Here is a 25301-nt window from a genome sequence, read left to right as displayed (position 1 = left end):
GCCCCGCCCTGCACGCCGTACTGGACGCCCCCGCCCGCACCTGGCTCGACGAGGCCGTCACCGCCATCGCCGCCGACCCCGTCGCGATACGAAGCGCCTTCCCCACCGCACGAAGGCGATGCGGGCACGCCCGACTCGACGAGCACTGGACCGTCGACGAGGCGGCCCGCGCGGTCCTGCTCACCGCACTGCCCCTCCACGGCGGGGCGCTCATCGGCGAGGTGGCCCGCCTGCACCGGCACGGCGACCCGGCGGAACAGCGAGCCGTCCTGCGCTCGCTGCCGCTGCTCGACCTCGGTGACCTCGCCCTCCCGCTCGTCCGTGAGGCCCTGCGCGGCAACGACACCACCCTGATCGAGGCGGCCCTCGGGCCGTACGCCGCCGTACACCTCCCCGACGCCGAGTACCGCCAAGCCGTCCTGAAGTGCGTCTTCCACGAGATCCCGCTCGACCGCGTCGCCGGGCTCGACACGCGTGCGGACCACGAACTGGCCCGTATGCTCGCCGACTTCGCGCACGAGCGGATCGTCGCCGGACGGGACGTACCACCGGACGTCCCGCCCCTGGTACGCGCCTTCCCGGACGTCATCGGCGACGAACTCGCCGAGCTGGGAGAGGAGTTCGCCGCGCTCCGAGAGGAACCGGCCCGCACAGAGCAGCAACGGAAGGAAAAGGCCTGACCGTGCGCATCTTCGACCCCCATATCCACATGACATCCCGGACGACCGACGACTACGAGGCGATGTACGCGGCCGGAGTGCGTGCCGTCGTCGAGCCCGCCTTCTGGCTGGGCCAGCCCCGTACCTCGCCCGAGAGCTTCTACGACTACTTCGACTCGCTGCTGGGCTGGGAGCCGTACCGGGCCGCACAGTTCGGCATCCAGCACTTCTGCACGATCGCGCTCAACCCCAAGGAGGCCAACGATCCCCGCTGCACCCCGGTGCTGGACGAGCTCGACCGCTACCTCGCCAAGGACCGGGTCGTCGCCGTCGGGGAGATCGGCTACGACTCGATGACCCCCGAGGAGGACAAGGCGCTCGCCCGCCAGCTCCAGCTCGCCGTCGAGCACCAGCTGCCCGCCCTCGTGCACACCCCGCACCGCGACAAGGCCGCCGGCACACGGCGCACCCTGGACGTCGTACGCGAGTCGGGCATCGCCCCCGAACTCGTCGTCCTCGACCACCTCAACGAGCTCACCGTCGGCATGGTCCTCGACAGCGGTTGCTGGGCCGGGTTCTCGATCTACCCGAAGACCAAGATGAGCGAGGACCGGATGGTCGAGATCCTCAAGGAGCACGGCACCGAGCGCGTCCTCGTCAACTCCGCCGCCGACTGGGGCCGTTCCGACCCGCTCAAGACCCGCAGGACCGGCGACGCGATGCTCGCCGCCGGGTTCGGCGAGGCCGCGGTGGAGCGGGTGCTGTGGGACAACCCGGTCGCCTTCTACGGGCAGAGCGGCCGCCTGGAACTCGCCCCCGCGCTCGACGGGACCGAGCCGGACGAGTCGTCGTCCTTCGAGGGCAACTCCATCCGGCGAGGGGGAGCGTGAGCGGCTCATGCGGTTCCTGCACGCGGACGGGACCACCGTCCACCTCGGCTACTGCAGCAACGTCCACCAGGCGGAGGACCTGAAGGGCGTCGTCTCCCAGCTCGCCTCCCACGCCGAGCCCGTGCGTGAGCGCCTCGGCGTCGACCGGCTCGGCATCGGGCTCTGGCTGGCCCGTCCCGTCGTCACCGAACTCGCCGCCGACACGGGTTCGTTGAAGCGACTCAAGGCCGAACTGAGGGCGCGCGGCCTGGAGACGGTCACGCTCAACGCCTTCCCGTACGCCGGATTCCACCGCGAGGTCGTCAAGAAGGACGTGTACCTCCCCGACTGGGCGGACGAGGCACGGCTGGAGTACACCCTCGACTGCGCCCGCGTGCTCGCGGCCCTCCTCCCCGACGACGCCGAGCGCGGAAGCGTCTCCACGCTGCCCCTGGCCTGGCGGACCCCCTGGCCCGACTGGCGGGCCGAGACCGCCCGCCGCGCCCTGCACCGGCTGACGACCGGGCTCGCCGCGCTGGAGGCGTGGACCGGCCGCCGGATACGGGTGGGCTTCGAACCGGAACCCGGCTGCGTCGTGGAGACCACCGCCCAGGCGGTGCGGGAGCTGGGCGGTCTCGACCCCGACCGGCTGGGCATCTGCCTCGACGCCTGCCACCTCGCCGTCCAGTTCGAACGTCCCGCAACGGCCCTGCGGCGGCTCGCGGACGCCGGGCTCCCCGTGGTCAAACTCCAGGCGTCCTGCGCGGTGGAGGCCCACGACCCCGCCGATCCCGCCGCCCGCGCGGCCCTGCGACGGCTGGCCGAGCCCCGGTTCCTGCACCAGACGCGTACGGCGATCGTCGGCACGGTCCACGGGGTCGACGACCTGTCGGACGCCCTGGACGGTGGACTGCCCCAGACCACCGGCCCCTGGCGCGTCCACTTCCACGCCCCGCTGCACACCGAACCCGAACCCCCGCTCCGTACCACCGCCGACCAGCTCGGCCGGGTCCTCGCCGGGCTGCTCGGCGGGCCGTCGGCCGACTGCGACCACATCGAGGTCGAGACCTACACCTGGTCCGTCCTCCCCGAGCCGCCCGCAGACCTGGCCGGAGGCATCGCCGCCGAACTGGCCTGGGCCCGGGACCGGCTGACCGGACTCGGACTGAAGGAGGACCACCCCTGACCTCCTCCCCGCCGCGAACGACGGGGCTTCCTTCCCGCACGGATCGGGTTCTCTGCTGCGCAGCACCCGCTGCCGCCCGGGGTTGGCGGCGAAGGGAGGGTGTGCCGCCACCGGTCCCGCACAAGCTCCACAGACCTGACTTCCCTCCGGCCCGGCGGCAGACCCGGCGGCCTGGTCGTCGCCGCCGGGCACGACACGGCGTGGCGCAACCCGGACGCTGCGCGTCCGTCGATGTTCCGATTCGTTCCCCCGGCCCCCGAAGACCGGGTTTTCCACACAAGGAGTCTTGATGACCGCACCGGCCAACCGGGTCGTCGTCCTGGACATCGTGGGGCTCACCCCGAAGCTGCTGCAGCACATGCCCGCTGTCGCCGCCCTCGGCGAACGCGGCTTCCGGGCCCGCCTCGACACCGTGCTCCCGGCCGTGACCTGCACCGTGCAGTCCACCTTCCTCACCGGCGAACGCCCGTCCGGGCACGGCGCCGTGGCCAACGGCTGGTACTTCCGCGACCTCGGGGAAGTGCTCCTGTGGCGGCAGCACAACGCCCTCGTCGGCGGTGAGAAGATCTGGGAGACCGCCCGCAGGGCCGAGCCCGGTTACACGGTCGCGAACATCTGCTGGTGGTACGCCATGGGCGCCGACGTGGACTGGACCGTCACCCCGAGGCCCGTCTACTACTCCGACGGCCGCAAGGAGCCCGACTGCTACACCCGGCCGCCGTCGCTGCACGACGAACTCACCGACCGGCTCGGCCCGTTCCCCCTCTTCACCTACTGGGGCCCGAACGCGGGCCTGCCCGCCACCCGGTGGATCCTCGGCGCCGCCCGCCAGGTCTTCGACGAACACCGCCCCGACCTCACCCTGGTCTACATCCCGCACCTGGACTACGAGCCCCAGCGCTCCGGCCCCGACTCGCCCGCGACCGCCCGTGCCGCCCGTCAACTCGACGACGCCCTGGGCCCGTTGATCGAGCACTTCCTGCGGGAGGGCGCCACCGTGGTGGCGCTCAGCGAGTACGGCATCACGCCCGTCTCCCGCCCCGTCGACATCAACCGCGCCCTGCGCCGCGCCGGGCTTCTGGAGGTGTACACCCAGGACGGCATGGAGTACCTCGACCCGTGGACGTCCCGCGCCTTCGCGGTCGCCGACCACCAGATCGCCCACGTGTACGTACGGGACCCGGCCGACACCGAGACGGTCGCGAAGATCCTCGGTGAACTCGACGGCGTGGAAAAGGTACTGGACAGCGAGGGCAAGGCCGCGCACGGTCTCGACCACGAACGCTCCGGCGAACTGGTCGCCGTCGCCGACCGCGACGCCTGGTTCACGTACTACTACTGGCTCGACGACGCCCGCGCCCCCGACTTCGCCCGCCAGGTCGAGATCCACCGCAAGCCCGGCTACGACCCCGCCGAACTCCTCTACGACGAGACCGTCCCGGCGGTGAAACTGCGTGCCGTGGGCCAGGTGGCCCGCAAGAAGCTGGGCCTCCGCTACCGCATCAGCACCGTCCCGCTGAACCCCTCCGGAGTCCGCGGCAGCCACGGCCGCCTGCCCACCGGCCCCGACGACGCCCCCGTCCTCCTGTGCTCCGAACCGGGCCCGGCGCGGCAGGCGTACGCCGCGACGGAGGTCAAGTCCCTGCTGCTGGGCCTCGCGGGCCTGGACCCGGAAGAAGGAGTCCCCGACGATCCGGAGGAAGGAACCCCCGACGATACGGAGGGAGGAGGCCCCGAATGACGCCCGCCCACGGGCGCGGCGCCGACCACCGCGCGGTGACTGTCAGGTGCTGGTATAGAGACACTCATGACCGCGATCACGCTCATCCAGGGCGACATCACCCAGCAGTCCGTGGACGCCATCGTCAACGCGGCGAACTCCTCCCTCCTCGGCGGTGGGGGTGTCGACGGCGCCATCCACCGCAAGGGCGGCCCGGCGATCCTCGACGCGTGCCGTGACCTCCGCGCCTCCCGGTACGGCAAGGGCCTGCCCACCGGCCAGGCGGTCGCCACGACGGCGGGCGACCTGGACGCACGCTGGGTGATCCACACCGTGGGGCCGGTGTACTCCGCGAGCGAGGACCGTTCGGAGCTGCTGGCCTCCTGCTATCGGGAGTCGCTGAGGGTCGCCGACGAGCTCGGCGCACGTACGGTCGCGTTTCCCGCCGTCTCCGCCGGTGTCTACGGGTGGCCGCTGGAGGACGCAGCCAGGATCGCGGTGGAGACGGCGCGGGCCACGGAGACGGCGGTCGAGGAGGTCCGGTTCGTGCTCTTCGACGAACGGGCGTACGAGGCGTTCGCCGGGCAGGTGCGGTGAGGGGACCACGGTTCGGTTCCACTGATTGCGCGGAGGCCCCGCCTCACGTCACGTTGGTCCCATGAAACGGGTGGACTGGCAGCGGGGGGCACTGCTTCTCGGCCTGTACGAGGTGCTCGACGTCATCGAGAGCGGCGGGATGGGCCTTGTGTACCGGGTGCGGCACCGCGACTGGAACGTTGATCTCGCGGTCAAGGTGCCCAAACCCGAGCGGACGGACACCGTCGACCGGCGCGCCCGGTTCGAGCGGGAGGCGGAGACCTGGGTCGGGCTCGGACCCCATCCGAACGTCGTCAACTGCGTCTACGTCCGCAGTGTGGAAGACCATCCGTGCGTGTTCGCCGAGTGGGTCGACGGCGGCTCGCTGGCCGACCTCGTACGGGACGGACGGCTGTACACCGACGGCGACAGCGGCGGTGACGGCCCCTGTGCCCGGTTACTGGACCTGGCGGTGCAGACGGCCTGGGGCATTCACCACGCGCACGAGGCGGGCCTGATCCACCAGGACGTCAAACCCGCCAACGTCATGGTCGACGTCGACGACGGCTGGACGGCCAAGGTCACCGACTTCGGGATCGCCCGCGCGCTCGACTTCGGGGCGTCCGGGGCGAGTTACGGCGGGCTGACGCCCGAGTACTGCTCCCCGGAGCAGGCGCACGCGGCGGTCGGCGCGCGGATCGGGCTCACCCGTGCGACCGATGTGTGGTCGTGGGCCCTGTGTGTGCTGGAGATGTTCGCCGGCGACAGGCGCTGGCGGCACGGGCAGCTGGCGCCGGAGCTGTTCGCCGCCTTCCTGGAGGGCCGGCTGCCGCAGGCGTGCCCGATGCCGCCCGCGCTGACGGAGTTGCTGTGGCGGTGCTTCGAGGCCGACCCGGCGAAGCGCCCGCAACGACTGGACGAGGTGGCCGCCGCGGTGGCGGAGGTCTACGCGGACGTCGCGGGCACGCCGTATCCCCGTAGGCCGCCGCAGGGCGCCCGGCTGCTCGCCGACGGTCTGTCCAACCAGGCGCTGTCGCTGCTCGACCTGGACCGCGCGGACGAGGCGGAGCAGCTGTGGAGCCGGGCCATGGACATCGACCCCCACCATCCGTCCACCGTCTACAACTGGGCCGTGTACCGCTGGCGGCACGGCGTGCTCTCCGACGAGCAGGTCGTGGCGGAGCTGGAGACGGCCCGCCGTCTGGAGGGCGAGCGCTGGCAGGAGGACCATCTGCTCGGGCTCGTCCACGCGGAGCGCGGCGCCGACGACACCGCCCGCGAACTGCTGGCCTCCGCTCCCGATCTCCCCGAAGTCCGCTTCGCGCGTGCCGAGTTGGCGCGCCGGGTCCGGCGGCCCGAACCGGCCCGGCTGACCGGTCACCACGCTGCGGTGACCGCCGTCGCCGTGGACGCGGAAGGGGAGGTGGCGGTCACCGGGGACAGCGAGGGGCGGGTGCTGGTGTGGGCACCCGCCCGGCAGCGCCTGCGGTTCGAACTCACCCCCACCGCGACTCCCGTCACCGGCACGGCCGTCTCCGCGGACGGCACCACCGCGCTGGTCGCACGCGGCGGGGAGCCCGTCGAGGTCTGGGACCTGGTCCGCCGCGACCTGCTGCGCGTCCTCACCGCTCCTCCGTCGGCCGTCACCGCGCTCGCGCTGAACGACTCGGGCACCGCGGTGGTGGCCTGCGACGACGGGCGGTTCCAGGTGTGGGACACGGGCACCGGACGGCTGCTGCGGGACCTCACCCATCCGCCCACGCCGTACGAGAAGGGCAACCCGTTCACCGGCCGGATGGATCCGGGGGTCCGCTACGAGCCCGCCGCCGTCCACGCCGCCGCGGTCACCGCGGACGCCGGTCTCGTCGTGACCGCCGCTCCGAGCGGCGGGAGCGTCGTCGTCTGGGACGTCGACCAGGGCCGCCCCCGGCACCAGCTGGTGAGATCCAGGGACGGTCACCTCACCGGCATCAACGTGGTGGCGCTGAACCCGGACGGCACCTACGCCCTGCTCGCGAACAGCCTGTTGCACGAGATGCACATCTGGGAGACACGGACCGACCGGACCCACCGCACCGTCCCCAGCGAGCTCGACTCCCACCTGATGGTCGCGGTGAGCGCGGACGCCCGAATCGCCGTCTCGGTCCCCGAGGAAGGCGTCCACCGGCCGCTGAGGGTCTGGGAGACGGATTCGGGCCGGTGCCTGAGCACGATCAGCACCCGGCAAGCGGACGCCGAGTTCCCCGAGGAAATGATGCACGTGCGGCTGCGGCGCATGGCGCTCAGCGGGGACGGCCGGATCGCGGTCCTGGGCGAGGAATACTGCGGCGTCCAGTTCCACCACCTGCCGCAGCCCGGCTTTCGTGCCGGCTGGAGCTACGCCCGGCCACGCCGTGCGACCGCCCTCGACGATGCCGAGACACGGGTGCGGCGCCTGGTCGAGCGGGCGGAAGAACTCGCCGAGCAGGGCAGAACGGCTCAGGCCGCCGCACAGGTGCGGGTGGCCCGAGCCGTGCCGGGCTACGAACGTCATCCCGAACTGCGGCGGATGTGGGCTGAGTTGGGCCGTCGGGCGAGGGCCGGACGGACCGGGCTGCTGGGCCTGTGGCGCCGCTACGACATGCGCGGCGGCACCTTCACCTTCACCCAGCGCGTCACCCTCGCGTTGAGCCCCGACGGAGAACTGATGGTCACCGGAGGCATCGACGGATTGGTACGGGTGTGGAACCTGCAGACGGGACAGGCACTGCACCGCTTCCCCGAGCGGGCGGGCAAGCCCCACACGGTCCTGCTCGCCGACGGCGGACGCCTCGCCGTGACCGCCGACTGGGCGGGGACCGCCCACGTCTGGGACCTGGCGTCCGGCACCCGGCGGGGCGAACTGTACGGGGACCGGGGCCGGGTCACGTGCGTCTCCGTCGACAGCGCCGGGCAGCGGGCACTGGTCGGGGACGACGACGGAGCGCTGTGCCTGTGGCGCCTGGGGCAGGAGGGCAGCGCACCCCACCGGGTCCGAACGATGCTGGGGCACGACGGACGGGTGCAGGAGGTGCGGCTGAGCGACGACGGGAAGTACGTCGCGTCGGCCGGCGGCGAGGACCGCACGGGCACGCTGTGGCGGGCGGCGACCGGAGCCCCGCTGCTCCGCTTCCCCGTCGAAGACACCCCCGTCGCCCTGAGGTTCACGGCGGACGGCCGCCGCCTGTTCGTCAACACCGGACGGGAGGTGTCGGTGTGGGACGTACGGACCCGGCGGCGGGTCTGCGCCAGACCGACGTACTACCACGAGACCCTGGCCCTGAGCGCGGACGCCCGCATCGCCGCGACCTGCGGGATGGGCACGGTCGAGGTCTGGGAGACCGACACCGGCCGCCCGCTGTGCGAACTGCCGGTGTTCAGCGGGGTGTTCGACCTGAGTCCCGACGGCCGGTACGTGCTCACGACCAACATCGAGGACGATGTGCCGCGCCTGTGGGACGTCCGCACGGGAACCTGCGTGCACACGCTCGAACCGCACCCCGCGGGCATCCAGAGCGTCGCCTTCACCGCCGACGGCCGCAACGCCGTGACGACCGACGGGCGCCCCGCGATCCGCCTGTGGGAGCTGGACTGGGACTACGACTTCACGGTGGCGGACGACGGCACCGCGGAGGCCCGGTGACCGCGCAGGTGACCGTCCTCGTGACCGCGGGCGGCGAGGACACGTCGTACGTCTACCGCGAGCGGACCACCTGCGAGGTGGGCCGCTCGGACGAGTGCGCCATCCGCATCGACGGCCGGCACCGCAGTGTCTCCCGACGCCACTGCCGCCTGGACATCGACCCGCCCCGCGTCCTCCTGCGCGACCTGGGCAGCAGCTACGGCACCCACGTCAACGGCAGCCGGCTGGGCCGCCTCACCGAGCACCGGGTCTCCCCCGGGGACGAGATCCGCATCGGGGACGTACGGCTGCGGATCACGGCATCCGGGGAACGGGCCCGCAGGCGGGACGACGACCACGACCGCCAGGACGGCGACGACGACCACGACGGCGACGACGACCACGACGGTTACGACGTCCTCCGCGAACTCGGCCGGGGCTCCCAGAGCGTCGTCCACCTGGCCCGGCACCGGGAGAGCGGTGAACTCGTCGCGCTGAAGCAGATCCTGGTCAGGGGAACGGTCGACGAGAGCGCACGCTTCGCCTTCCGCCGGGAGCTCGACGGCATCCGGGCCCTGCGCCACCCGAACATCGTCCAGGTCCGTGACAGCGGCGACCGGCACGACCGGTTCTTCTTCGCCTACGAGTACTGCCCCGGCGGCACCCTCGAACGGCTGGCCGCCCGGCACGACGGCCGGGTGCCGCCCGGCGAGGCGCTGCCGGTCGTGCACCAGGTGCTGTCCGCGCTCGGCCACGCCCACCGGGCGCCGCTGCCCGCGATGCGGCGGGCGGACGGCACGGCCGTCGCGGCCCGCGGCCTGGTGCACCGCGATGTGAAGCCCGCCAACATCCTGCTCGCCGCGCCGGGAGCCGACGGGCGGCAGCCGGTCAGGCTCGCGGACTTCGGGCTGGCCAAGGCGTTCGAGCTCGCCGGACTCTCCGGGTACACCAGGACGGGAGCGATGGGCGGCACGCTCCCGTTCACAGCCCGTGCGCAGCTGATCGACTTCAAGTACGCCGGCCCCGAGGTGGACGTGTGGGCGACGGCGGCCTGCCTGTACTGGCTGCTGACCGGAGCGACACCGCGCGACTTCCCGCCGGACCGGGATCCCGTGGCGACGGTGCTGCGCGAGCCGGTCGTACCGATCAGGGACCGCGATCCGGCGGTCCCGCCCCGGCTGGCGCGGATCGTCGACGAGGCGCTGGTCGACACCCCGAGGATCGCGGTCCGCTCGGCGGAGCAGCTGGCGGTGGCGCTGCGGGAGGCGGGGTAGGCCTCAGGTGCCGCTGTCCTGGAGGCGGGCCGAGCCGATCCGGGTGGTGAAGCCGGTGCGGCCCAACGGTTCCACGGGCTGGCCGTCGTAGGCCAGCGTGCGCAGAGCGTCGTCGAGTGCGGCCCGCTGCTTGCGGGAGCAGCCGCTGCGGTCGAGTTCGAAGGCGGCGAGGACCGGGGGGATGACGTCGAGGAACTCGGCGTCGACGCCCTCGGTGTGCTCCTCGTACCTCGGGTCGTCCGGATAGCTCAGCGTGAGGGTCACGGGCGGCTCGCCCCGGAACTTCCCGGCGGCCAGGCGCAGCGACTCGGCCAGGTACTTGAGCATGATCCGTGTGTCGCCGCTCAGCGTCACGTTGCCCAGGTCCGGCTGGTAGACGGGCGGGGCGTCCTCCGGCACCACATAGCGCACCTGGACGCGGCTGTCGGGAAGCGTCATCAGGAGGGCGGGCCACCGTCCACCGCCCTCGACGGTGAAGTTCGGGCGCTCAGGCAGCATCATCAGGCGCAGCGCGACCCGTTCGATCATCTCCACCGCCTCAGGCGGCAGGTTGTCCGGTGAGTACGGGCCTCGGCTGCGCCTCTGGAGCGCGTACTGCTCCATCACCGCCGTGATCCGCGTCCCAGACCGGTCGATGTCCAATGTCAGCGGGTGCAACGCCAGTCTCGTCATGGCGTCGCAGGCCGAGTGGATCAGCTCCGACATGCTGTTACCCATGGTGTGTACCCCCGTTCAGTCCACGAGCGCGACGTAGAGGGGGCTTCCGAGCAGCACCGCCATGTCACCGCCGCGCTGCAACTCCGGATACGGGCAGGGCCCGTACAGCATCCGCTTGGCCACGAACTCCACGGTCTGCGCGGGACCCCGCAGCACTCCGTTGGCCTGCACGACCGTGGCCAGAGCGTCGGGGTCGCCGGTGCCGTCCTGCTGGGCCGGCGCGGCGAGCCGGTCGAGCAGGACGGGCGGCACGGAGGCGCTCAGCCGGGTCTGCGGCGGCGGCTCGCCCGCGACGGTGCCCAGCACATGGCCCGCCGACCCGCCCAGCCCGACGACCGTCCGCTCGGTGCGGCCGCCGAAGTAGACCGTGTCTCCGTCGCCGATCACGCTCCACTGCATGGGCAGCACCCCGTGCACGTACTGCCCCGGCTCGTCCACGGTGCCGAGGTCGGCGTGGTCCTCCAGGTGACGCAGTACGCGCTCCAGACGTGTGAAGCGGTCGGGGCCGACGGCCTCGACGGTGCGCTTCGCGCCCGCCACGGTGAGGCCGATGCTGAACTCGGTGACGCGCTTGCGTGCGTACGCCGGGTCGATCTGAGCCAGCATCATGTCGACCTTGGCGTCACTGACGTACAGGTAATAGCGGACGGACACACCCGCTCCCTCCCCCGGGGCGACGGCTCGCGCGAGCAGGCTACCCCCGTTTCGGGCTCCGACGCGTCGGAGTGAACATCAGTCTGACGGCCGGTCACCACCCCGACCAGGAAGATGGAACGGGGTCGAGGGCTGTTTCGGCTACTGCTCACCCAGCCTGGTGGCGTGTTGTGCCGCCTCCGTGTCCGGGCGTCGTGTGCCGTTGAATCGTGTGGGCCGGAAGGAGCGGAGGAGGTCCTGTTCCTGATCGGTCGCGATCTCGGTCGCGACCAGGCGTCCCAGAATCGGCGCCAGGGTGATCCCGCTGTGCGAGACGAGGCAGTAGACGCGGGACCGCCCGGACGTGTAGCCGGCGATGGTGTGCCCGTCCGCGGGCAGTGATCGGAAACCGATGCGGAGGTCGATGCGCGGTCGCTCGCCCGGGTCGGGCAGCAGTGCGGAGAACCGCTGGGCGAGGACGCGTGCGATGTCCCCGTCCGGGGACGGAGGGTCGTCCGGATCGACGTGCGCGTTCAGGTCGAGCGCCTGCAGGACCGTGTGCCCGCCGGCCGAGGGCCGGAGGTTGAGGCCGGGGCTGTGGATCACGCAGCGCAGGTCGAGTTCCGGGGACCTGGCGTAGCCGAGCAGACCGACGGTCGGCGATCCTCGACCGGTCCCGGTCACCATCGGGACGTCGATCCCGGCCCGGGCGGCCAGACGCTCCGACCAACGGCCTGCCGCCAGGACCACTCGATCGCCCTTGAGGACTTCGCCTCCGGCCAGCGTGACGGACACCCCGTCACGCTTGTCCGCGATGGCCACGACTCGGCCGATCGCGCACGTGGCTCCGTGCCGCTCGGCGTCCGTCAGCAGGTTCCCGACGAAGAGGTCGGGCAGCACGTACCCCTCGCTGGGAAAGTGCGCGATGGACGTGATGGCCGCGGGGATCCGCAGGTCGCCCGCGATCCGCGTCGCCTCGTCAGGCGTGACGAAGTGGGCCGGGTAGCCGAGGGCCCGCAGCCGCTCCACGTTGCCGGCGAGCCACTGCTCGCTTGAGGAGTCCGCCCACTGCAGCGCCCCGCTGGGGATGTAGGACCGCGCGCCACCCAGCTGCTCGGCGAGCCTGCCGTGCTCCTCCATCCCCGCGAGGCCCAGCCGGTGGTAGTCCGGGTCGAGCCTGCGGTACGAGTTGATCCAGGCGAAGGTGGTCGAGGACGTACCGGTGCCGGCTCCCCGCTGATCCAGCAGGCGAACGTCCTCGCCCGCCAGAGCAAGCTGCCTGGCGACGCTTACGCCCAGCGCACCGGCACCGACGATGATGATCTTCATTGTTCTGCCCACTTCCTTTCCGGCAGCAGTGCGCTGCTCACATGGCGGGGACGGGAAGCTCCAGGAAGAACTCGGCGGTTCCCGGACGGACCAGGGTCGTGACCACCTCGATGGTGGTTCCGTCGTCGGCACGCAACTCCCTGCGCCTCATCAGCGCAGGCGTTCCGATCTCGCTGTCCAGCAGTGCGGCGTCGTGCTCGTCGAGGGTCACCGGGTCGAGGTAGAGCCGGATCGCGTCGATCGGTACGCCTCTGCGCTGCAGATACGGCAGAGTCACGAGGTCTTCGAGGTTCTCGTTCAGCAGATCGGGAGCCACTGCGAAGAGAACGACATGCCGCTCGACGGACTGTGGCTCCTCGCGCACGTCCAGCTTGCGGCGGACCAGCTCCACCACGGCCGTGTCGGGTGCGGCGCCGGGCAGCGCCAGGATGGCGTCGGCGGCCCTGACGATCCGCGCGGACACGACCTCGTGTCTGCCCGGAGTGCCCTTCGCGGCCACCGCGGGGGTGACGAAGCCGAGCAGATTGATCTGCCGCGTCACGTCGGCGACAAACGTTCCGTGGCGCCGCCGACGGATCGCCAGCCCCGCCTCGGCCAGGTCGTTGAGGACCCGTTGGGCCGTGGCCCGACTGACGCCGTACTCGGTGGCGAGGTCCATCTCGGTCGGCAGCCGCGCGCCGGGGGGCAGGTCCCCGGCCCGGATCCTCGCTTCGATCTCTCGCCTGATCTGTACGTAAAGAGGCACGGTCACGATTGGACCGTACAATCAGCGAATTGACCGGTCAATAGACCTGCCTATGAGGATCCATTCCGGGCGGAGGGTCAGGCCGGGCGGCGGGTCAGGCCGGGCGGCGCCGGTCCTCCTGCCGAACGTGGACCGCACATGGCAGCGGCCGAGAGCCGGGACGCGGTCGACGCGGTCAGCGGGACGAACTCAGGACCGTCGGCGGGCCGGCGAGGACGCCGCCGTCCAGGACGAACTCGCTGCCCGTCGAGAAGGTGGCGTCGGTGACGATGAAGAGCACCATGCGGGCGACCTCCTCCGGCTCGCCGAACCGCGGAAGCGGCTGACCGGAGACGAACGAGTCGTCGAAGCCGGCCGTCATCGGGGTGCGGATCGCGCCGGGGTGGACGGAGCAGACACGTACCCCGTCGGGAGCCAGTTCGAGCGCGGCGGCCTTCGTCAGCCCGCGCAGCCCCCACTTGCTCGCCGCATACGATCCGACACCGGCGTACCCGGTCAGCCCGGCGAGCGAGGAGATGTTCACGATCACACCTCCGCCGGCCCGGCGCAGCGAGGGCGCCACCGCGCGCATCCCCAGCCACGGCCCCTGGAGGTTGACGTCGATGACCCGGCGGAACGACTCCAGGCTCTCTTCCTCCATCGTGCCCCACGCGGCGATACCCGCGTTGTTCACCAGCACCGAGACCGGACCCGATTCCCGCTCCGCCTCCGCCACCGCCAGCTGCCAGCCGTCCTCGCTGCTGACGTCGAGGCTCAGGTAGCGGGCTCGGCCACCGAGCTCCGCCGCCAGGTCCGTGCCCTCGTCCTCGAGGATGTCGGCGACCACTACGGCGGCGCCCTCGGCGGCCAGGAGGCGCGCCACCGCGGCACCGATCCCTCTGGCGCCACCGGTGACCATCGCCACCCGCTCGCTGAGACGTCCCATCATGACCTCCTGAGCCCCGCTCCACCGAAGCCTCTGCCTCCGGCGCCGTCACCCTTTGTTCTCCAGCATCGGCGGTGGCAGGCCCGGCCGCAGTTCCGAATGGCCCGGAAGGGCGTCCGCGGCCCGAATATCCGGTAAACCTGCACACCGTTCACCGGCAGGCCCCAGGGAAACTGAACAGACGTCAGGACCTGGCCGCCGGCCCACGGTTTCAGGGCGGAAAGGGCCACTTCGGAAACCGGCGGCAACCGTCATACGTGCAGCGGAACGGCAGGCCGTGTGAAGGAGTCGGTGAGCCCGGTCATCGCGCGGTCACACCGGTGAAGCCGGCTTTCGCCATGGGTCCCGTCTGAGCCTCGCGCCGGTGGCCGTCCCTTCCTCGGCGTGCTTTGATCCTGCGCATGGCGCAAGTCGCCGGGAATGGTTCCCAGTTGCCAGGAACCGGGATTCGGGATTCGAGAACCGCAAGCCGGTAATTGGGTCCGGTGAACTCCGCCATTCGGAATTACCTGAAACGCTCATGCCCATGTCGAAGGGAACCGCGCGTCATGAACCTCACCCCCCAGGTGGAAACAGCCGAGATATCCGCCGCCGACCTGGACAGCGTCTCCGGTGGCCTCGCGGCCGGCGGCTCCGGTGGTCTCCACATCGAGACGCCGCTCGCGGACGTCTGCGCCGACGTCCTGGCTGTCGCCTCGCCCGAGGGTCTTGCGGCGGGAGCGGGTCTCCACATCACCCGTCACTGACGAGGTGGCGTGCCCACCGAAGGGCCCCGGCGCACCAGGGTGATCCGGGGCCCTTCGGCCGCTTACTGCCCGGCGCCACCCCGGCGCCGTACGAGGACGACCGCGGCCGCGACGGCGACGAGTACCGCCGCGGCGATACCGGTCCAGGCGGCCGCGGACAGTCCGCCGGTGTCGTCCTTCGTGGTGTCGGCGCCGGGCTGGGGGGAGGGTGAGGCCGTCGTCTCCCTGGCTGTCGGCTCCGGGGACGCGGAGGCGCTCTCCGACTCGCTGGGGGAGGGGCTGACCGGCTTCGCGCCCGGAGCGGCGGCCCTGAGTTCGAGGACCGGGGCCTCGTTGCCGTGGCCGTGGCCGTCACCGCCGGACTCGCCCAGTTCGATCCAGCGGTCGACCTTGCCGTCTCCGTAGGTCTGCAGCGTCTTGAACACCAGCTCCCTCGCGTCGGGGAGCTGCCGGACGACGACGGAGTGCTCGGCGTCCCCGCCGACCTTCAGGGCTGGTCCCTTGACGGTGTAGCCGTCCTTGGTCGCGGTGAACTTCCAGCCCTCGGGGCCGTCGCCGTACGTCACGTCGGACGGGAGGATGCCCTTCGGCAGGACCACCCGCAGTTCGGTGATCCCGGCCGTGGCGGACTCGGACTCGGCCACGAAGGTGAGTTCGGCGTTCTGGGCGAGGGCCTGGGCGCTGTCGGACTCGACCTCCACATGGGCGGCGGCCGGAACGGCGGTGAGCAGGACGGAGGTTGCCGCGACGGCCGCCGCGACGGACAGGCGCCGCGCGGCGCGGGGCAGGGTGATGCGGGACATGGTGGTGTCTCCAGGCACGGGGAGGAGGCCCAGGGGCGTCCGGCGCCACGACAGGGACGTCGAGGGATGGCCGAAACGGCGCCCCGGCAGGGTCAGTTGACGAGAACCGGCCCCGTCGGCGGAGGGCCCCGCCGCACCACCGCGTGCGCGAGCACCGGGCCACCGCGCGGCGGGCGCTCCGCCGCTTCGGGTACGGGGACCCGTACTGCGGGCCTCACCGGCACCGTCGACTGTCCGGCCAGCAACACGCACACGGCCCTCAGCCGCGGTCGCGTGGCGTCGAGTGCGGCCGACAGACCGCCGCGGGCCAGCGACCAGCAGGCCGTGTCCGCGCCGTGCAGCAGGAGGGCGACCAGTACGGCGACGAGGCCGTGCGCCAGGGTCATGGCCGCGGAATCGTGCGGCGGCTGCTGCCCGTTCGCGAGTACGTCACCGGCGGGCGCCCCGTGAGCGTGCGGGGCCGTGACGGCCGTGACGGCCGTGTGCCGCGTGGTCAGCGTCAGCCACAGGTGCAGCCCGGCCTGTGCCACGGTGGTCCAGGCCACCACGGTCGTGAGGGAGCGCGGGCGCCGCGTCCCGACCAGACCCAGACCGAACAGCGCTCCGGCGGCGAGCGCGCTCTGCCCCCAGGGCACCGGACCCCTGGCAGCCAGATGGTGGGCGCACATCCCCAACACCGTGCCGACGACGGCGAACACCGCGGCCCGGAGGACGGGCAGCGGAGCGCGGGATGTCGGGACGGGGCGGTGCATGGCCCGCTCATCATGGAACATCATCCGGGCGGTTGGCAGGCGGGTTGGGGAAAAGGCCGGAGTCTCGCTGATCGACTTCGGCCGGATCGTGAGCCGTTCCGCCCGGGCGGAACGGGTATGTCCCGCCCGCCGACCCAGCGGCGCCCATCGACCCAGCGGCGCCCGCCGTGCTTCCGGGCGCCGCGGACAGGTCAGTTGTGCGACCTGCGGGATGCGGGGCGCATCAGGGGCAGGTGTCCAGCATGGAGCTCAGCGCGGCCTTCTCCTTCTCGGTGACCGAGAGCCCGTAGATGAACTTCACATGGGTCCAGGCCCTGCTGTACACGCAGTGGTAGGCGGTGTTCGGCGGGACCCACTGGTCGGGGGACTGGTCGCCCTTCGTCCTGTTGGCGACCACCGAGACGGCGACGAGCTGTGTGCTGGACAGGTCGTTGGCGAACTTGTGGCGCAGGGCCGGGCTCCACTTGTCCGCTCCCGAGCGCCAGGCGTTCGCCAGGGGTACGACGTGGTCGACGTGTACCTGTGAGGCCGTGGTGAGGATCCGGTCGTCGTAGGGACTGTGCCACTGGTGTGAGGCCGACTGGGCCTGGGTGCCCAGGCCGACGGCCTTGGCGTCGCGGCGCATGACGACCTGTTGGGTCTTGGGCCAGTGGTTCTCGATGGCCCAGTGCTCGAACTTGTCCCTGCTGTAGCCCTCCAGCGAGTGCGGGGCCTCGACGGTGAGGGCGGCGAGTTCCTTGCTGACCACTTCGGCGGGCGGTGCCTCGGGCACCATCTGCGGCTGGGTGTGGAGAGGTGCGGATTGCGGCACGGACGAGTCCGGTGAGGCCGGCCAGAACACGGCCACGGCCAGGGCGAGCGGGAGGGGGAGGAACGCTGCGACCAGGGCGACGGCCACACCATGGCGGCCTGACAGGTCTATGTGTGGTTTATCCATATACGGATATATATCCCTTTTGCCTACGGAGCGCAGACTGAAATTCACTCAAAGTGCTCAAGCAAAAGAAAACTGGGTGAAGTTCCCGCGCCGTCGGCAGGGCTCAGATCCGGGTGCGGACCAGCAGAAGCGCGACGTCGTCGTCGGGTTCGGGGCGCAGTGCGCTGAGGAGGTTGTCGCTGGTCTGTTCCAGGCAAGGGCCAGGGTTCTGCAGGAGCCGGGTCAGTGTTCTGAGGCCGGCGTCGATCGGTTCGATCCGGTTCTCGACCAGCCCGTCCGTGTAGAGGGCGAGCAGTGATCCCGGAGAGAGCTCCAGTTCCACGGTGCCGAAGTCCACGCCGCCGACCCCGAGCGGTACGCCGCCGGGGATGTCGAGGAGCTCCGCGGTGCCCTCGCTCCTGGTCAGGACCGGCGGCAGATGCCCGGCGCTGGACAGGGAGCAGGTGCCGCGACGCAGGTCGAACACGGCGTAGACACACGTGGCGATCGCGTCACCGAGTGAGCCGGCGATGTCGTCGAGGTGCCGCAGCAGCTCGGCGGGCGGCAGATCGAGGCGGGCCAGCGCACGGGTGGCGGTGCTCAACTGCCCCATGATCGCGGCGGCTTGGACGCCCTTGCCCATCACGTCCCCCACGACGAGCCCGGTGCGCCCCGGTCCCAGCGGCAGCACGTCGTACCAGTCGCCGCCGACCTCGCTCAGGGCCGGGCGGTAGCGGGCGGCGATGTCCAGCCCCTCCTGCTGTGCCGGGGTCGAGGGGAGCAGGCTGCGCTGCAGGGTCAGGGCCGTGGTGCGTTCCCGTCCGTACAGACGGGCGTTGTCTATGCAGATCGCGGCCCGAGCGGCGAGCTCCGAGGCGAGCACGCGGTCCTGCTCGTCGAAGGGGCGCGGGTTGACGGTGCGGTACAGGGTGAGGGTGCCGAGCACCTTGCCCCGGGCCATCAGCGGCAGCGCCAGATAGGAGTGGACTCCGGCCCTGTGCAGGATCTGGGCCGCGCGCCCGTCCCGGGCGATGCGCCGCATCATCCGTCCGTCCACGCGCTCGACCAGAACCGGCTGGGCGTTGCGGACGCACCGCGTGATCACCCGGGAGGAGCCGTAAGTGGCCAGTTCGCCGACGGGGTCGGCGGCGTGGATCGCGTCGGTGGGGTAACCGGCCGCGACGGCCAGCGCCCTGAACTCGACGGGGGCGTCACCCGTGACGGGAGTGATGGTGCCGTGGGCCACGACGGACTCGAGGACGTCGACGGCCGCCAGATCGGCCACGTGCGGTACTGCCACGTCGGCCAGCTCCCGCGCGGTCTGCCGCAGGTCCAGCGTGGTGCCGATCCGTACCCCGGCGTCCGCGATCACGGACAGCCGCTGGCGCGCCTGCGCGACCTCGGTCGCGGCCTGCTGGCGCTCGGTGACGTCCAGGACGGACATCGCGAGACCGAGGACCCGGCCGTCCGTGTCCTCGATGCGGTGGTACGACTCCGAGTACGCCCGGTCCTGGACGTCCGCCGCCGTACGGCCGATGGTCTGCTGGTCGAGCAGGGGTCTGCCGGTGTCCAGGACATGGCGCATACGGGCCTCGATGGCCTGCACGTCCAGGTCCGGGAGCACTTCCCCCACCCGGCGGCCCAGCACGGCCGACTCGGGTACGCCGTTCATGCGTTCGAGTGCGGGGTTGACGCCCACCCAGCGCAGATCGTTGTCGAAGACGGCGATGCCGACCGGGGTCTGGTTGACGAGGCTGTGGGAGAGGGCCAGATCCCGCTCCACGAGCCGTACGGTCGTCGCGTCCGTGGCGAGCCCCAGCAGATGGGGCTGCCCCTCGCTGTCGAGCAGGCGCATCGTGCGGAACTCCACGGCGCGCTCCGTGCCGTCCCGGTGCCGCAGCGGGAAGACGCCCGCCCATCGCGATCCCGACCGGACCTGGGCGAACAGCTCCCTGGCCCGCGCGAGGTTCTCGGGCGAGACCAGCAGGGTGTCGGCGCGCTGCCGGAGCGCCTCCTCCGGGGAGTACCCGAGCAGCTGCTCGATCTCGGGGCTCCACAGCGCGATGTGTCCGTGCGCGTCCAGGACCACGGCCGCGACCTTCAGGACGTCCAGCAACCCACCGGGCGCCGCCGTGATCTCGTCACTGTCCGTGGTCGCATACCCGTGCATGCGAGCCGCTCCTTCCGGCGCGGCTGGGGCACCGCCAAGATCCGTTCCTCTGGTCCGATTAGGTCACAGTCCGGTCGGAAGGGCAACACCGTCGCGCGGAAAACGTAAAGAACGTAAAGACGGAGAGGCGGTGGCGGGGTTCGGAGCAGGGCGGCTCCATATACGGCCGAGCGCGGCGTCCGAGCATGGTGACCGTGTGTCCTGCGGCAGGCGCACCAGAGGCTTCCGGCCCGTGTTCCCGCCGGTCGAGGGCGTGGCCCTGCTGCTCCAGGGGTTCGACCCCGAGCGCTCCGGGCCGAGTCCGAACCCGTGGTCGAGCGCCGGTCATCACCCGACCCGCTCACGGGACCGGTCGGTCACCGAGGGCGACGGCCTGCCCCCTGGGCGGGCGGCGTCGAGCAGCGCCTGAATGTCGGCCGCCTCCGGCAGCGACGGGCTGGCGCCGGGCCGGGTGGTGGCCAGGGCGCCGGCCGCCATACCGTGTCGTACGGCGGCGTCGGGGTCCAGCCCGGCGGCGAGAGCCGCGCCCAGCGCACCGGTGAAGGCCTCGCCCGCCGCCGTGGTGTCGACGGGGGTGACCCGGAAGGCGGCGAAGTGCCGGGCCCGTTCCGGGGTGACCGACACGGCCCCGGCGGCTCCCAGGGTCACCAGGGCGTGCCGTACGCCCCGGTCGAGGAACCACCGGCCCGCCGTCGCCGCCGCCTCCACGCCGTCGACCTCGATGCCGGTCAGCGCGGTCGCCTCGCTCGCGTTGGGGGTGACGACGCCGATATGGCGCCAGACCTCGTCCGGCAGCGTCCGGGCGGGCGCGGGGTCGAGGACGACGGTGAGCCCGGCAGCCGCTCCCGCGGCCGCCGCATGGCACGTGACCTCGGCACGCACCTCCAGCTGGAGCAGCAGCACGCTCACCCGGCCCCGAGTCGCGGCGATGCTCCGGTCGACCATCGCGGGAGTCAGAGCCGTGTTGGCCAGGGGAGTGAACACGATGTCGTTCTCGCCGGTCGCGTCGACCCGGATGTGCGCCACGCCCGTACGGCCGGGCACCGTGCGCACCTCCGTGGTGAGCACGCCGTGCCTGCTCAGCCCGTCGAGGGCGATTCTGCGGAAGGAGTCCCGCCCGACGCAGCCGGCCATCCACGTCGGCGCTCCGGCACGGGCGGCGGCCACCGCCTGGTTGGCACCCCTGCCTCCCAGGAACAGGGTGATGTCGTCGCCCAGTACCGTCTCGCCGGGGCGTGGCAGCCGGCTGCTGAACGCCGTCACGTCCACGGTGATTCCGCCGACGACGAGAACACCGTGCCTTGTCATCAGAGTCCTCGGGTAGGAGGAGGGCGCGGTGAACCGCACGCTCCTTCACGGAGCCGCCCTCGTGGCTGTTCATCGGGACCCAGACGGTGTGCCCGGCCGACCCGCGGACCTGTGCACTCGCTGTGACGCAACGATCGCAGTCCACCCGGCGAGGGGTCAACCATGCGTGTACGCCTCACAGTTCGGCCGGTTCAGGGCAGCAGCCCGGCCCTGCGCGCGGCGGTGACCGCCTCCAGCCTGGTCCGGGTTCCGAGCTTGCGCATCACCGAGCGCAGATAGCTCTTCACGGTCTCCAGACCCACCCCGAGCATGTCGGCGATGTCGGGGTTGGTCCGGCCGGCCGCGACACCGGCGAGCACGTCCACTTCGCGCGGGGACAGGCACACGGGAAGGTTCCGTGACCGGTCCTCGGGCTCGTAGGCGGCGGCGAGAGCGGAACACACCATGTGGATGCGCTCCTTGAGGTGGATGTCGTTCAACCGGGCGGCCAGCGTGCGCAGTTCGGCATGGACCTCCCGTACCGGGTCCCATGCCACGTCGGCGCGGCGCGAGGGGACGGCCAACGCGCTTCTGGCCTCGGCGACGAGCCCGTCCACCTGCTCCTGGACCGCGAGGGCCTGCTCCAGCTCGCGCCCCACCTCCACGGCCGTGGACAGCGCCCGGTCGCCCAGCGTGATCCGCTCGCGTGTGGCTCCGTAGAGCACGCCCCGGACCGTACGCCCCACCATGACGGGGACGGCCAGCACCGCGCACAGCCCCTCCGCCGAGGCATGGCCGTCGTAGTGGTGGGTGATCGAGCGGGCCGACAGGTAGTCGCCCACGGCCGCGGGCCGGCCGGTCGCCAGCACCTTGCCGCCCAGGCCGCTGCCCCGCGACACGATGAGCCCCTGGTTCCCGGGGACGCCTCTCCCTCCGCTCGACGTGCCGAGACGTAACCGGTCGCTGTCCACGACCATGGCCGTGAAGGCGATCGGCAGGCCACTCGACCTGCGAAGTTCCAGAACCGCGGCGGAAGCCGCCGCCGGCTCGTCCGTCGGTTGTGCGGCCGGCTTAGCCGTACCACCTCCGGACACTGCCCCAGGTGAACCGAATCGGATAAGCCCCACTTCTTCGCTCCAGGTTCCGCGATCAGGTGGACATGTCGATGATCGGCGGCGCACATCGCCGCTCGGCCGCCGCGCGCCGGGTCGCCGAGGCGGGGCGGGGCGGTCTCGCTCACCGGTTGCCCGTCGGGCTCTCGATGAGCATCAAGGTTTGGTAATGGGCGGGTAATAGAAGAGTGATGGGACTGCTGGACGAGTCAAGAGCGATAACCGGTCATCTCGGTGTCGTGCAGGCTCGGGACCTGTCATATGCGCACCCGCGAACGGATCGCCGCTTCACCCTCACATGGGGGTAGCAGCCCCTCGCCGGGGTCCGCCATGGTGAGGGGCAGTCGGAACTCTGCCCGGGCCCCGTGATCCGACTGGCACCGAGCCCGTCCCCTCCCGCGCTGACGTCCCCCGCCGGGAACAACCGCCCTTCTCTCTCCCCTTCCCCTGCCGGCTCACGGTGTCCGACACCGCCGTGCGCACGCGCAACGATCATGCACAGAGAGGCGCCGCCCCCATGGACTTCTCGCTCTCCCCGCGCCTCGGGGAGCTCAAGGAACGCGCTGTCGACCTCGCCAGGAAGATCAAGGAGTACGAGGACGAGTGCGAAGCCCGCAACGGGCTGTCCGCGCAGAGCCGCGACGCCCTGCGGCAGACGGTGCTGGCCAGCGGACTCCAGGCCATGAACGCGCCCGTGGAGTGGGGAGGTGCGGGGTTCGGCTGGTCCGAACAGGTCGTGGTGGAAGAGGAGTTGGGAACGCTGACCAACGGCCTGTGGGCCGCTGTGTGGCGGCCCACCGCGGCCGCGCTCCTCGCCTGCACCCCCGAGCAGCGCGAACGCTATCTGATCCCGGAGAACCGGGGCGAACGCTTCGGCGCCAGGGCGATCACCGAGCCCGACGCGGGCTCCGACCCGCGGCGCATCGCGACCGTCGCGCGACGGACGGGCGACGGATACCGCATCAGTGGCGAGAAATGGTTCGTCACCCTGGGGGACGTGGCGGACTATCTGCTCGTGCTGGCGGTCGTCCAGCCCGACGCAGCCCCGACGATGTTCCTCGTCGACAAGGACACACCCGGCGTCCGGATGACCGCCACCCCGCACTACACCCACAACTTCGCCTACGAGCACCCGCACTTCGTCCTGGACGAGGTCGAGGTCGGCCCGGAGGCCGTGCTCGGGGAGGTGGGAGGCGGCCTCGCCCTCGTCCAGGCGACCTTCTTCGAGGAACGCGTCCTGGTCGCCGCGCACGCGGTCGGCGCAGCCGAACGGGCCCTCGGCCTGGCCGCCGACTGGGCGCGCGAGCGGGTCCAGGGCGGCAGACCCATCATCGAGCACCAGCTGATCCAGGCGATGCTCGCCGACAGCGCGACCGACATCGCGCTCAACCGCACGCTCGTGTACCGCCTCGCCTGGGAGATCGACCAGGGCGGCGACATGAGGACCCTGAGCGCCAAGGTGGCCATGGCGAAGCTGTCCGCCACCGAGGCGGCCGGACGCGTGGTCGACCGCGCGGTGCAGATCTTCGGCGGACGCGGATACGTACGGGACAACCCGGTGGAGCGCCTCTACCGCGATGTCCGTGTCGACCGCATCTGGATGGGCACCTCCGAGGTGCAGCGCCTGATGATCGCCAAGGAGATCGACAAGCGCGGGCTCCCCGGTCTGCTGCGCTTCCCGGTCGCGTACGGCACCGAGGGGGCGACCGGCACGGACGTTCCCGACGCCCTCGGCGGCTCGGGCGAGGCGCTCCTGGAAGGAGCCGGACGGTGAGCGCGCTCGCCACGGCCGAACGGTCCCGGCCCCGGGCCATGCACGATGTGCTGGAGCCCTGCCATGTGGTCCTCTACTACGCGCCCCACGTGTACGAGGCGTTCCGCGAGATCGGGCTGACCGGTATCTGGCGCTGCTACTTCGCCGGCCGCGCGGCACCCCTGGGCCCCGTGCGGGCCGCCGTCGTCACGGCCACCTTCCACCACTTCAAGCCGAGCATGGTCGCCCGCGTGGTCCCGGACGTATGGGACACGGCGCCCCCGGACGAGGTACTGGCCGCCCGGCTGGCCGGGGTCGACGCCGCCCTGCGCGAGCTGCTGGGCGACGCGATCACCGGAGAGGACCTCACCGAGGCGGCGGGCCTCGCCGCGCAGGCGGCCGCCGCGTGCGCTCCCCCCGGCAGGCCGCTGGGCGCCGCCAATGCCGCCCTCGACCTCCCCGCAGCACCCCACCTGGCCCTCTGGCAGGCGGCCACCACGCTGCGGGAGTACCGCGGGGACGGGCATGTCGCCGCCCTGACCCGGGCCGAGTTCGACGGCGTCGAGGCGCTGGTGACCATCACCGCGGCGGGCGGCGAGGAACGCGAGAACATCCAGGCCCGCCGCGGCTGGACCGACCAGGAGTGGGCCGAGGGCGAGCAGCGGCTGCGCGAGCGCGGGCTGCTCTACTCCACGGGAGCACTCACCGCCGAGGGCCGCGCGGCCCGTACGGCGGTGGAGGACCTCACCGACCGACTGGCGTCGACGCCGTGGCGGGCCCTCGGCGAGAACGGCACCCGCCGGCTGTACGAACTGCTCCAGCCGCTCGCCGAGCGCATCGTCACCACGCTCCGGCTGCCCCTTCCCACACCCGCGACCACCCTCGACGCGTAGGCCCCCTCCGGGCCCGGTCGCCGACACGACATCCCCTCGGGAGCCGAGCACATGACCTACACCGAGACCAAGCCCGGCCGAGGCGACACGCGCCCCACGGCCGGCCGGCAGTCGGTCCAGGACCGGCTCGACCTGCGCCAGCTCGTCGACGCGTACGCCCTCGCCGTGGACCGACGGCTCCCGGACCTGTTCGCCTCGCTGTTCAGCGACGACGGACAGCTGGTCGTACGGGACACGGACCGGCCCTACCGCAAGCCGCTGGTCCTCGACGGGCGCGATGGCTGGACGAAGGCGTTCGCGGTCCTGGCACCCTGTGTCCTCACCACGCACTTCGTGGGCAACCACCTCGTCCGGCTGTCCGGCGACCGGGCCACCGGCGAGACGTACTGCCTGGCACACGAGATCTACCCCGGCGGCGAGGCCGGGCGGCTGCTCGTACGGTCCGTCCGGTACCGCGACTCCTACTGCCGTACGGACGGCCGCTGGCGCTTCAGCCGCCGCGAGCTGACCGTCGACTGGGTCGAGGAGCGCGTCCTGCGGTCCCTCAACCACAGCCCCGACCGGGCCTGACCGGCCCGCGCCGCCCTCCCCCGCAC

22 protein-coding genes are annotated in these 25301 nt (G+C 71.9%); 11 read left to right on the top strand and 11 right to left on the bottom strand.

Translation table 11 applies throughout. The features are described 5' to 3' along the window. Positions 1 to 8 precede the first annotated feature (8 nt). The 7 genes from FNH04_RS16315 (at position 9) to FNH04_RS16285 (ending at position 9924) form a co-directional block, all read left to right on the top strand. Entirely contained in the window at positions 9 to 680 is a 672-nt protein-coding gene (locus tag FNH04_RS16315; protein ID WP_194236699.1) for an EboA domain-containing protein, read from the top strand. Between the two features lie 2 nt (positions 681 to 682). Next, complete coding sequence (locus FNH04_RS16310) at positions 683 to 1549, top strand: TatD family hydrolase (protein ID WP_322723162.1); 867 nt, start codon at positions 683 to 685, stop codon at positions 1547 to 1549. 7 nt (positions 1550 to 1556) lie between these two features. Continuing rightward, positions 1557 to 2714, top strand: coding sequence for a metabolite traffic protein EboE (gene eboE, locus FNH04_RS16305; protein WP_152784839.1), 1158 nt, complete (start codon positions 1557 to 1559; stop codon positions 2712 to 2714). 289 nt (positions 2715 to 3003) lie between these two features. Beyond that, positions 3004 to 4455 carry an alkaline phosphatase family protein gene (locus FNH04_RS16300; protein ID WP_152784837.1) on the top strand — a complete coding sequence of 484 codons (1452 nt, stop codon included), beginning with the start codon at positions 3004 to 3006 and terminating at the stop codon, positions 4453 to 4455. Between the two features lie 66 nt (positions 4456 to 4521). Beyond that, positions 4522 to 5031: an O-acetyl-ADP-ribose deacetylase gene (locus FNH04_RS16295; protein ID WP_152784835.1), complete on the top strand. Its 510-nt coding sequence runs from the start codon at positions 4522 to 4524 to the stop codon at positions 5029 to 5031. Positions 5032 to 5092: 61 nt separating this feature from the next. Next, positions 5093 to 8671: a protein kinase domain-containing protein gene (locus FNH04_RS16290; RefSeq protein WP_152784833.1), complete on the top strand. Its 3579-nt coding sequence runs from the start codon at positions 5093 to 5095 to the stop codon at positions 8669 to 8671. Further along, complete coding sequence (locus FNH04_RS16285) at positions 8668 to 9924, top strand: FHA domain-containing serine/threonine-protein kinase (protein WP_322723161.1); 1257 nt, start codon at positions 8668 to 8670, stop codon at positions 9922 to 9924. The genes FNH04_RS16290 and FNH04_RS16285 overlap by 4 nt, the downstream gene beginning before the upstream one ends. A 3-nt stretch (positions 9925 to 9927) precedes the next feature. Here the strand turns inward: FNH04_RS16285 and FNH04_RS16280 are convergent, their stop codons facing one another. The 5 genes from FNH04_RS16280 to FNH04_RS16260 form a co-directional block, all read right to left on the bottom strand. Beyond that, positions 9928 to 10641 (bottom strand): hypothetical protein, encoded by a 714-nt coding sequence (locus FNH04_RS16280; protein ID WP_152784831.1) that lies wholly within the window; start codon positions 10639 to 10641, stop codon positions 9928 to 9930. Positions 10642 to 10656: 15 nt separating this feature from the next. Next, positions 10657 to 11295, bottom strand: coding sequence for a DUF7019 family protein (locus FNH04_RS16275; protein WP_322723160.1), 639 nt, complete (start codon positions 11293 to 11295; stop codon positions 10657 to 10659). Positions 11296 to 11436: 141 nt separating this feature from the next. After that, entirely contained in the window at positions 11437 to 12603 is a 1167-nt protein-coding gene (locus FNH04_RS16270) for an NAD(P)/FAD-dependent oxidoreductase (protein ID WP_152784829.1), read from the bottom strand. 37 nt (positions 12604 to 12640) lie between these two features. Next, entirely contained in the window at positions 12641 to 13354 is a 714-nt protein-coding gene (locus tag FNH04_RS16265; RefSeq protein WP_322723159.1) for a GntR family transcriptional regulator, read from the bottom strand. Positions 13355 to 13523: 169 nt separating this feature from the next. Continuing rightward, positions 13524 to 14273, bottom strand: coding sequence for an SDR family oxidoreductase (locus tag FNH04_RS16260; RefSeq protein WP_152784824.1), 750 nt, complete (start codon positions 14271 to 14273; stop codon positions 13524 to 13526). A gap of 548 nt (positions 14274 to 14821) precedes the next feature. On the opposite strand from FNH04_RS16260, the gene FNH04_RS16255 reads away from it, so the two are divergent. Continuing rightward, positions 14822 to 15019: a hypothetical protein gene (locus tag FNH04_RS16255; protein ID WP_152784822.1), complete on the top strand. Its 198-nt coding sequence runs from the start codon at positions 14822 to 14824 to the stop codon at positions 15017 to 15019. Between the two features lie 62 nt (positions 15020 to 15081). Here the strand turns inward: FNH04_RS16255 and FNH04_RS16250 are convergent, their stop codons facing one another. From FNH04_RS16250 to FNH04_RS16225, 6 genes are all read right to left on the bottom strand, one after another. After that, positions 15082 to 15822, bottom strand: coding sequence for a DUF1775 domain-containing protein (locus FNH04_RS16250; protein WP_152784820.1), 741 nt, complete (start codon positions 15820 to 15822; stop codon positions 15082 to 15084). A 92-nt stretch (positions 15823 to 15914) separates the two neighbouring features. After that, positions 15915 to 16574: a hypothetical protein gene (locus FNH04_RS16245; RefSeq protein WP_152784818.1), complete on the bottom strand. Its 660-nt coding sequence runs from the start codon at positions 16572 to 16574 to the stop codon at positions 15915 to 15917. Positions 16575 to 16797: 223 nt separating this feature from the next. Continuing rightward, positions 16798 to 17511 carry an HNH endonuclease family protein gene (locus FNH04_RS16240; protein WP_152784816.1) on the bottom strand — a complete coding sequence of 238 codons (714 nt, stop codon included), beginning with the start codon at positions 17509 to 17511 and terminating at the stop codon, positions 16798 to 16800. Between the two features lie 103 nt (positions 17512 to 17614). Beyond that, positions 17615 to 19660: a SpoIIE family protein phosphatase gene (locus tag FNH04_RS16235; protein WP_152784814.1), complete on the bottom strand. Its 2046-nt coding sequence runs from the start codon at positions 19658 to 19660 to the stop codon at positions 17615 to 17617. A gap of 327 nt (positions 19661 to 19987) precedes the next feature. Beyond that, positions 19988 to 20968, bottom strand: coding sequence for a ribokinase (locus tag FNH04_RS16230; RefSeq protein ID WP_152784812.1), 981 nt, complete (start codon positions 20966 to 20968; stop codon positions 19988 to 19990). A gap of 191 nt (positions 20969 to 21159) precedes the next feature. Beyond that, positions 21160 to 22041, bottom strand: coding sequence for a LuxR C-terminal-related transcriptional regulator (locus FNH04_RS16225; protein WP_322723158.1), 882 nt, complete (start codon positions 22039 to 22041; stop codon positions 21160 to 21162). A 535-nt stretch (positions 22042 to 22576) separates the two neighbouring features. Between FNH04_RS16225 and FNH04_RS16220 the strand changes: the two genes are divergently transcribed. The 3 genes from FNH04_RS16220 to FNH04_RS16210 are packed head-to-tail and all read left to right on the top strand — an operon-like array spanning position 22577 to position 25275. Then, positions 22577 to 23833: an acyl-CoA dehydrogenase family protein gene (locus FNH04_RS16220; protein WP_152784810.1), complete on the top strand. Its 1257-nt coding sequence runs from the start codon at positions 22577 to 22579 to the stop codon at positions 23831 to 23833. Next, on the top strand, positions 23830 to 24705 hold the full coding sequence (locus tag FNH04_RS16215; protein WP_322723157.1) for an SCO6745 family protein: 876 nt from the start codon (positions 23830 to 23832) through the stop codon (positions 24703 to 24705). Before FNH04_RS16220 ends, FNH04_RS16215 begins: the two co-directional genes overlap by 4 nt. Positions 24706 to 24756: 51 nt before the next feature. Then, a complete protein-coding gene (locus tag FNH04_RS16210; RefSeq protein ID WP_152784808.1) occupies positions 24757 to 25275 on the top strand; it encodes a nuclear transport factor 2 family protein in 519 nt (172 codons plus the stop codon). Positions 25276 to 25301 lie beyond the last annotated feature (26 nt).

It is taken from the genome of Streptomyces phyllanthi (assembly GCF_009377205.1).
Classification (GTDB): Bacteria; Actinomycetota; Actinomycetes; order Streptomycetales; family Streptomycetaceae; genus Streptomyces; species Streptomyces phyllanthi.
The sequence above is the reverse complement of the archived record's forward strand: the minus strand, read 5'-3'. Positions and strand labels throughout refer to the sequence as shown.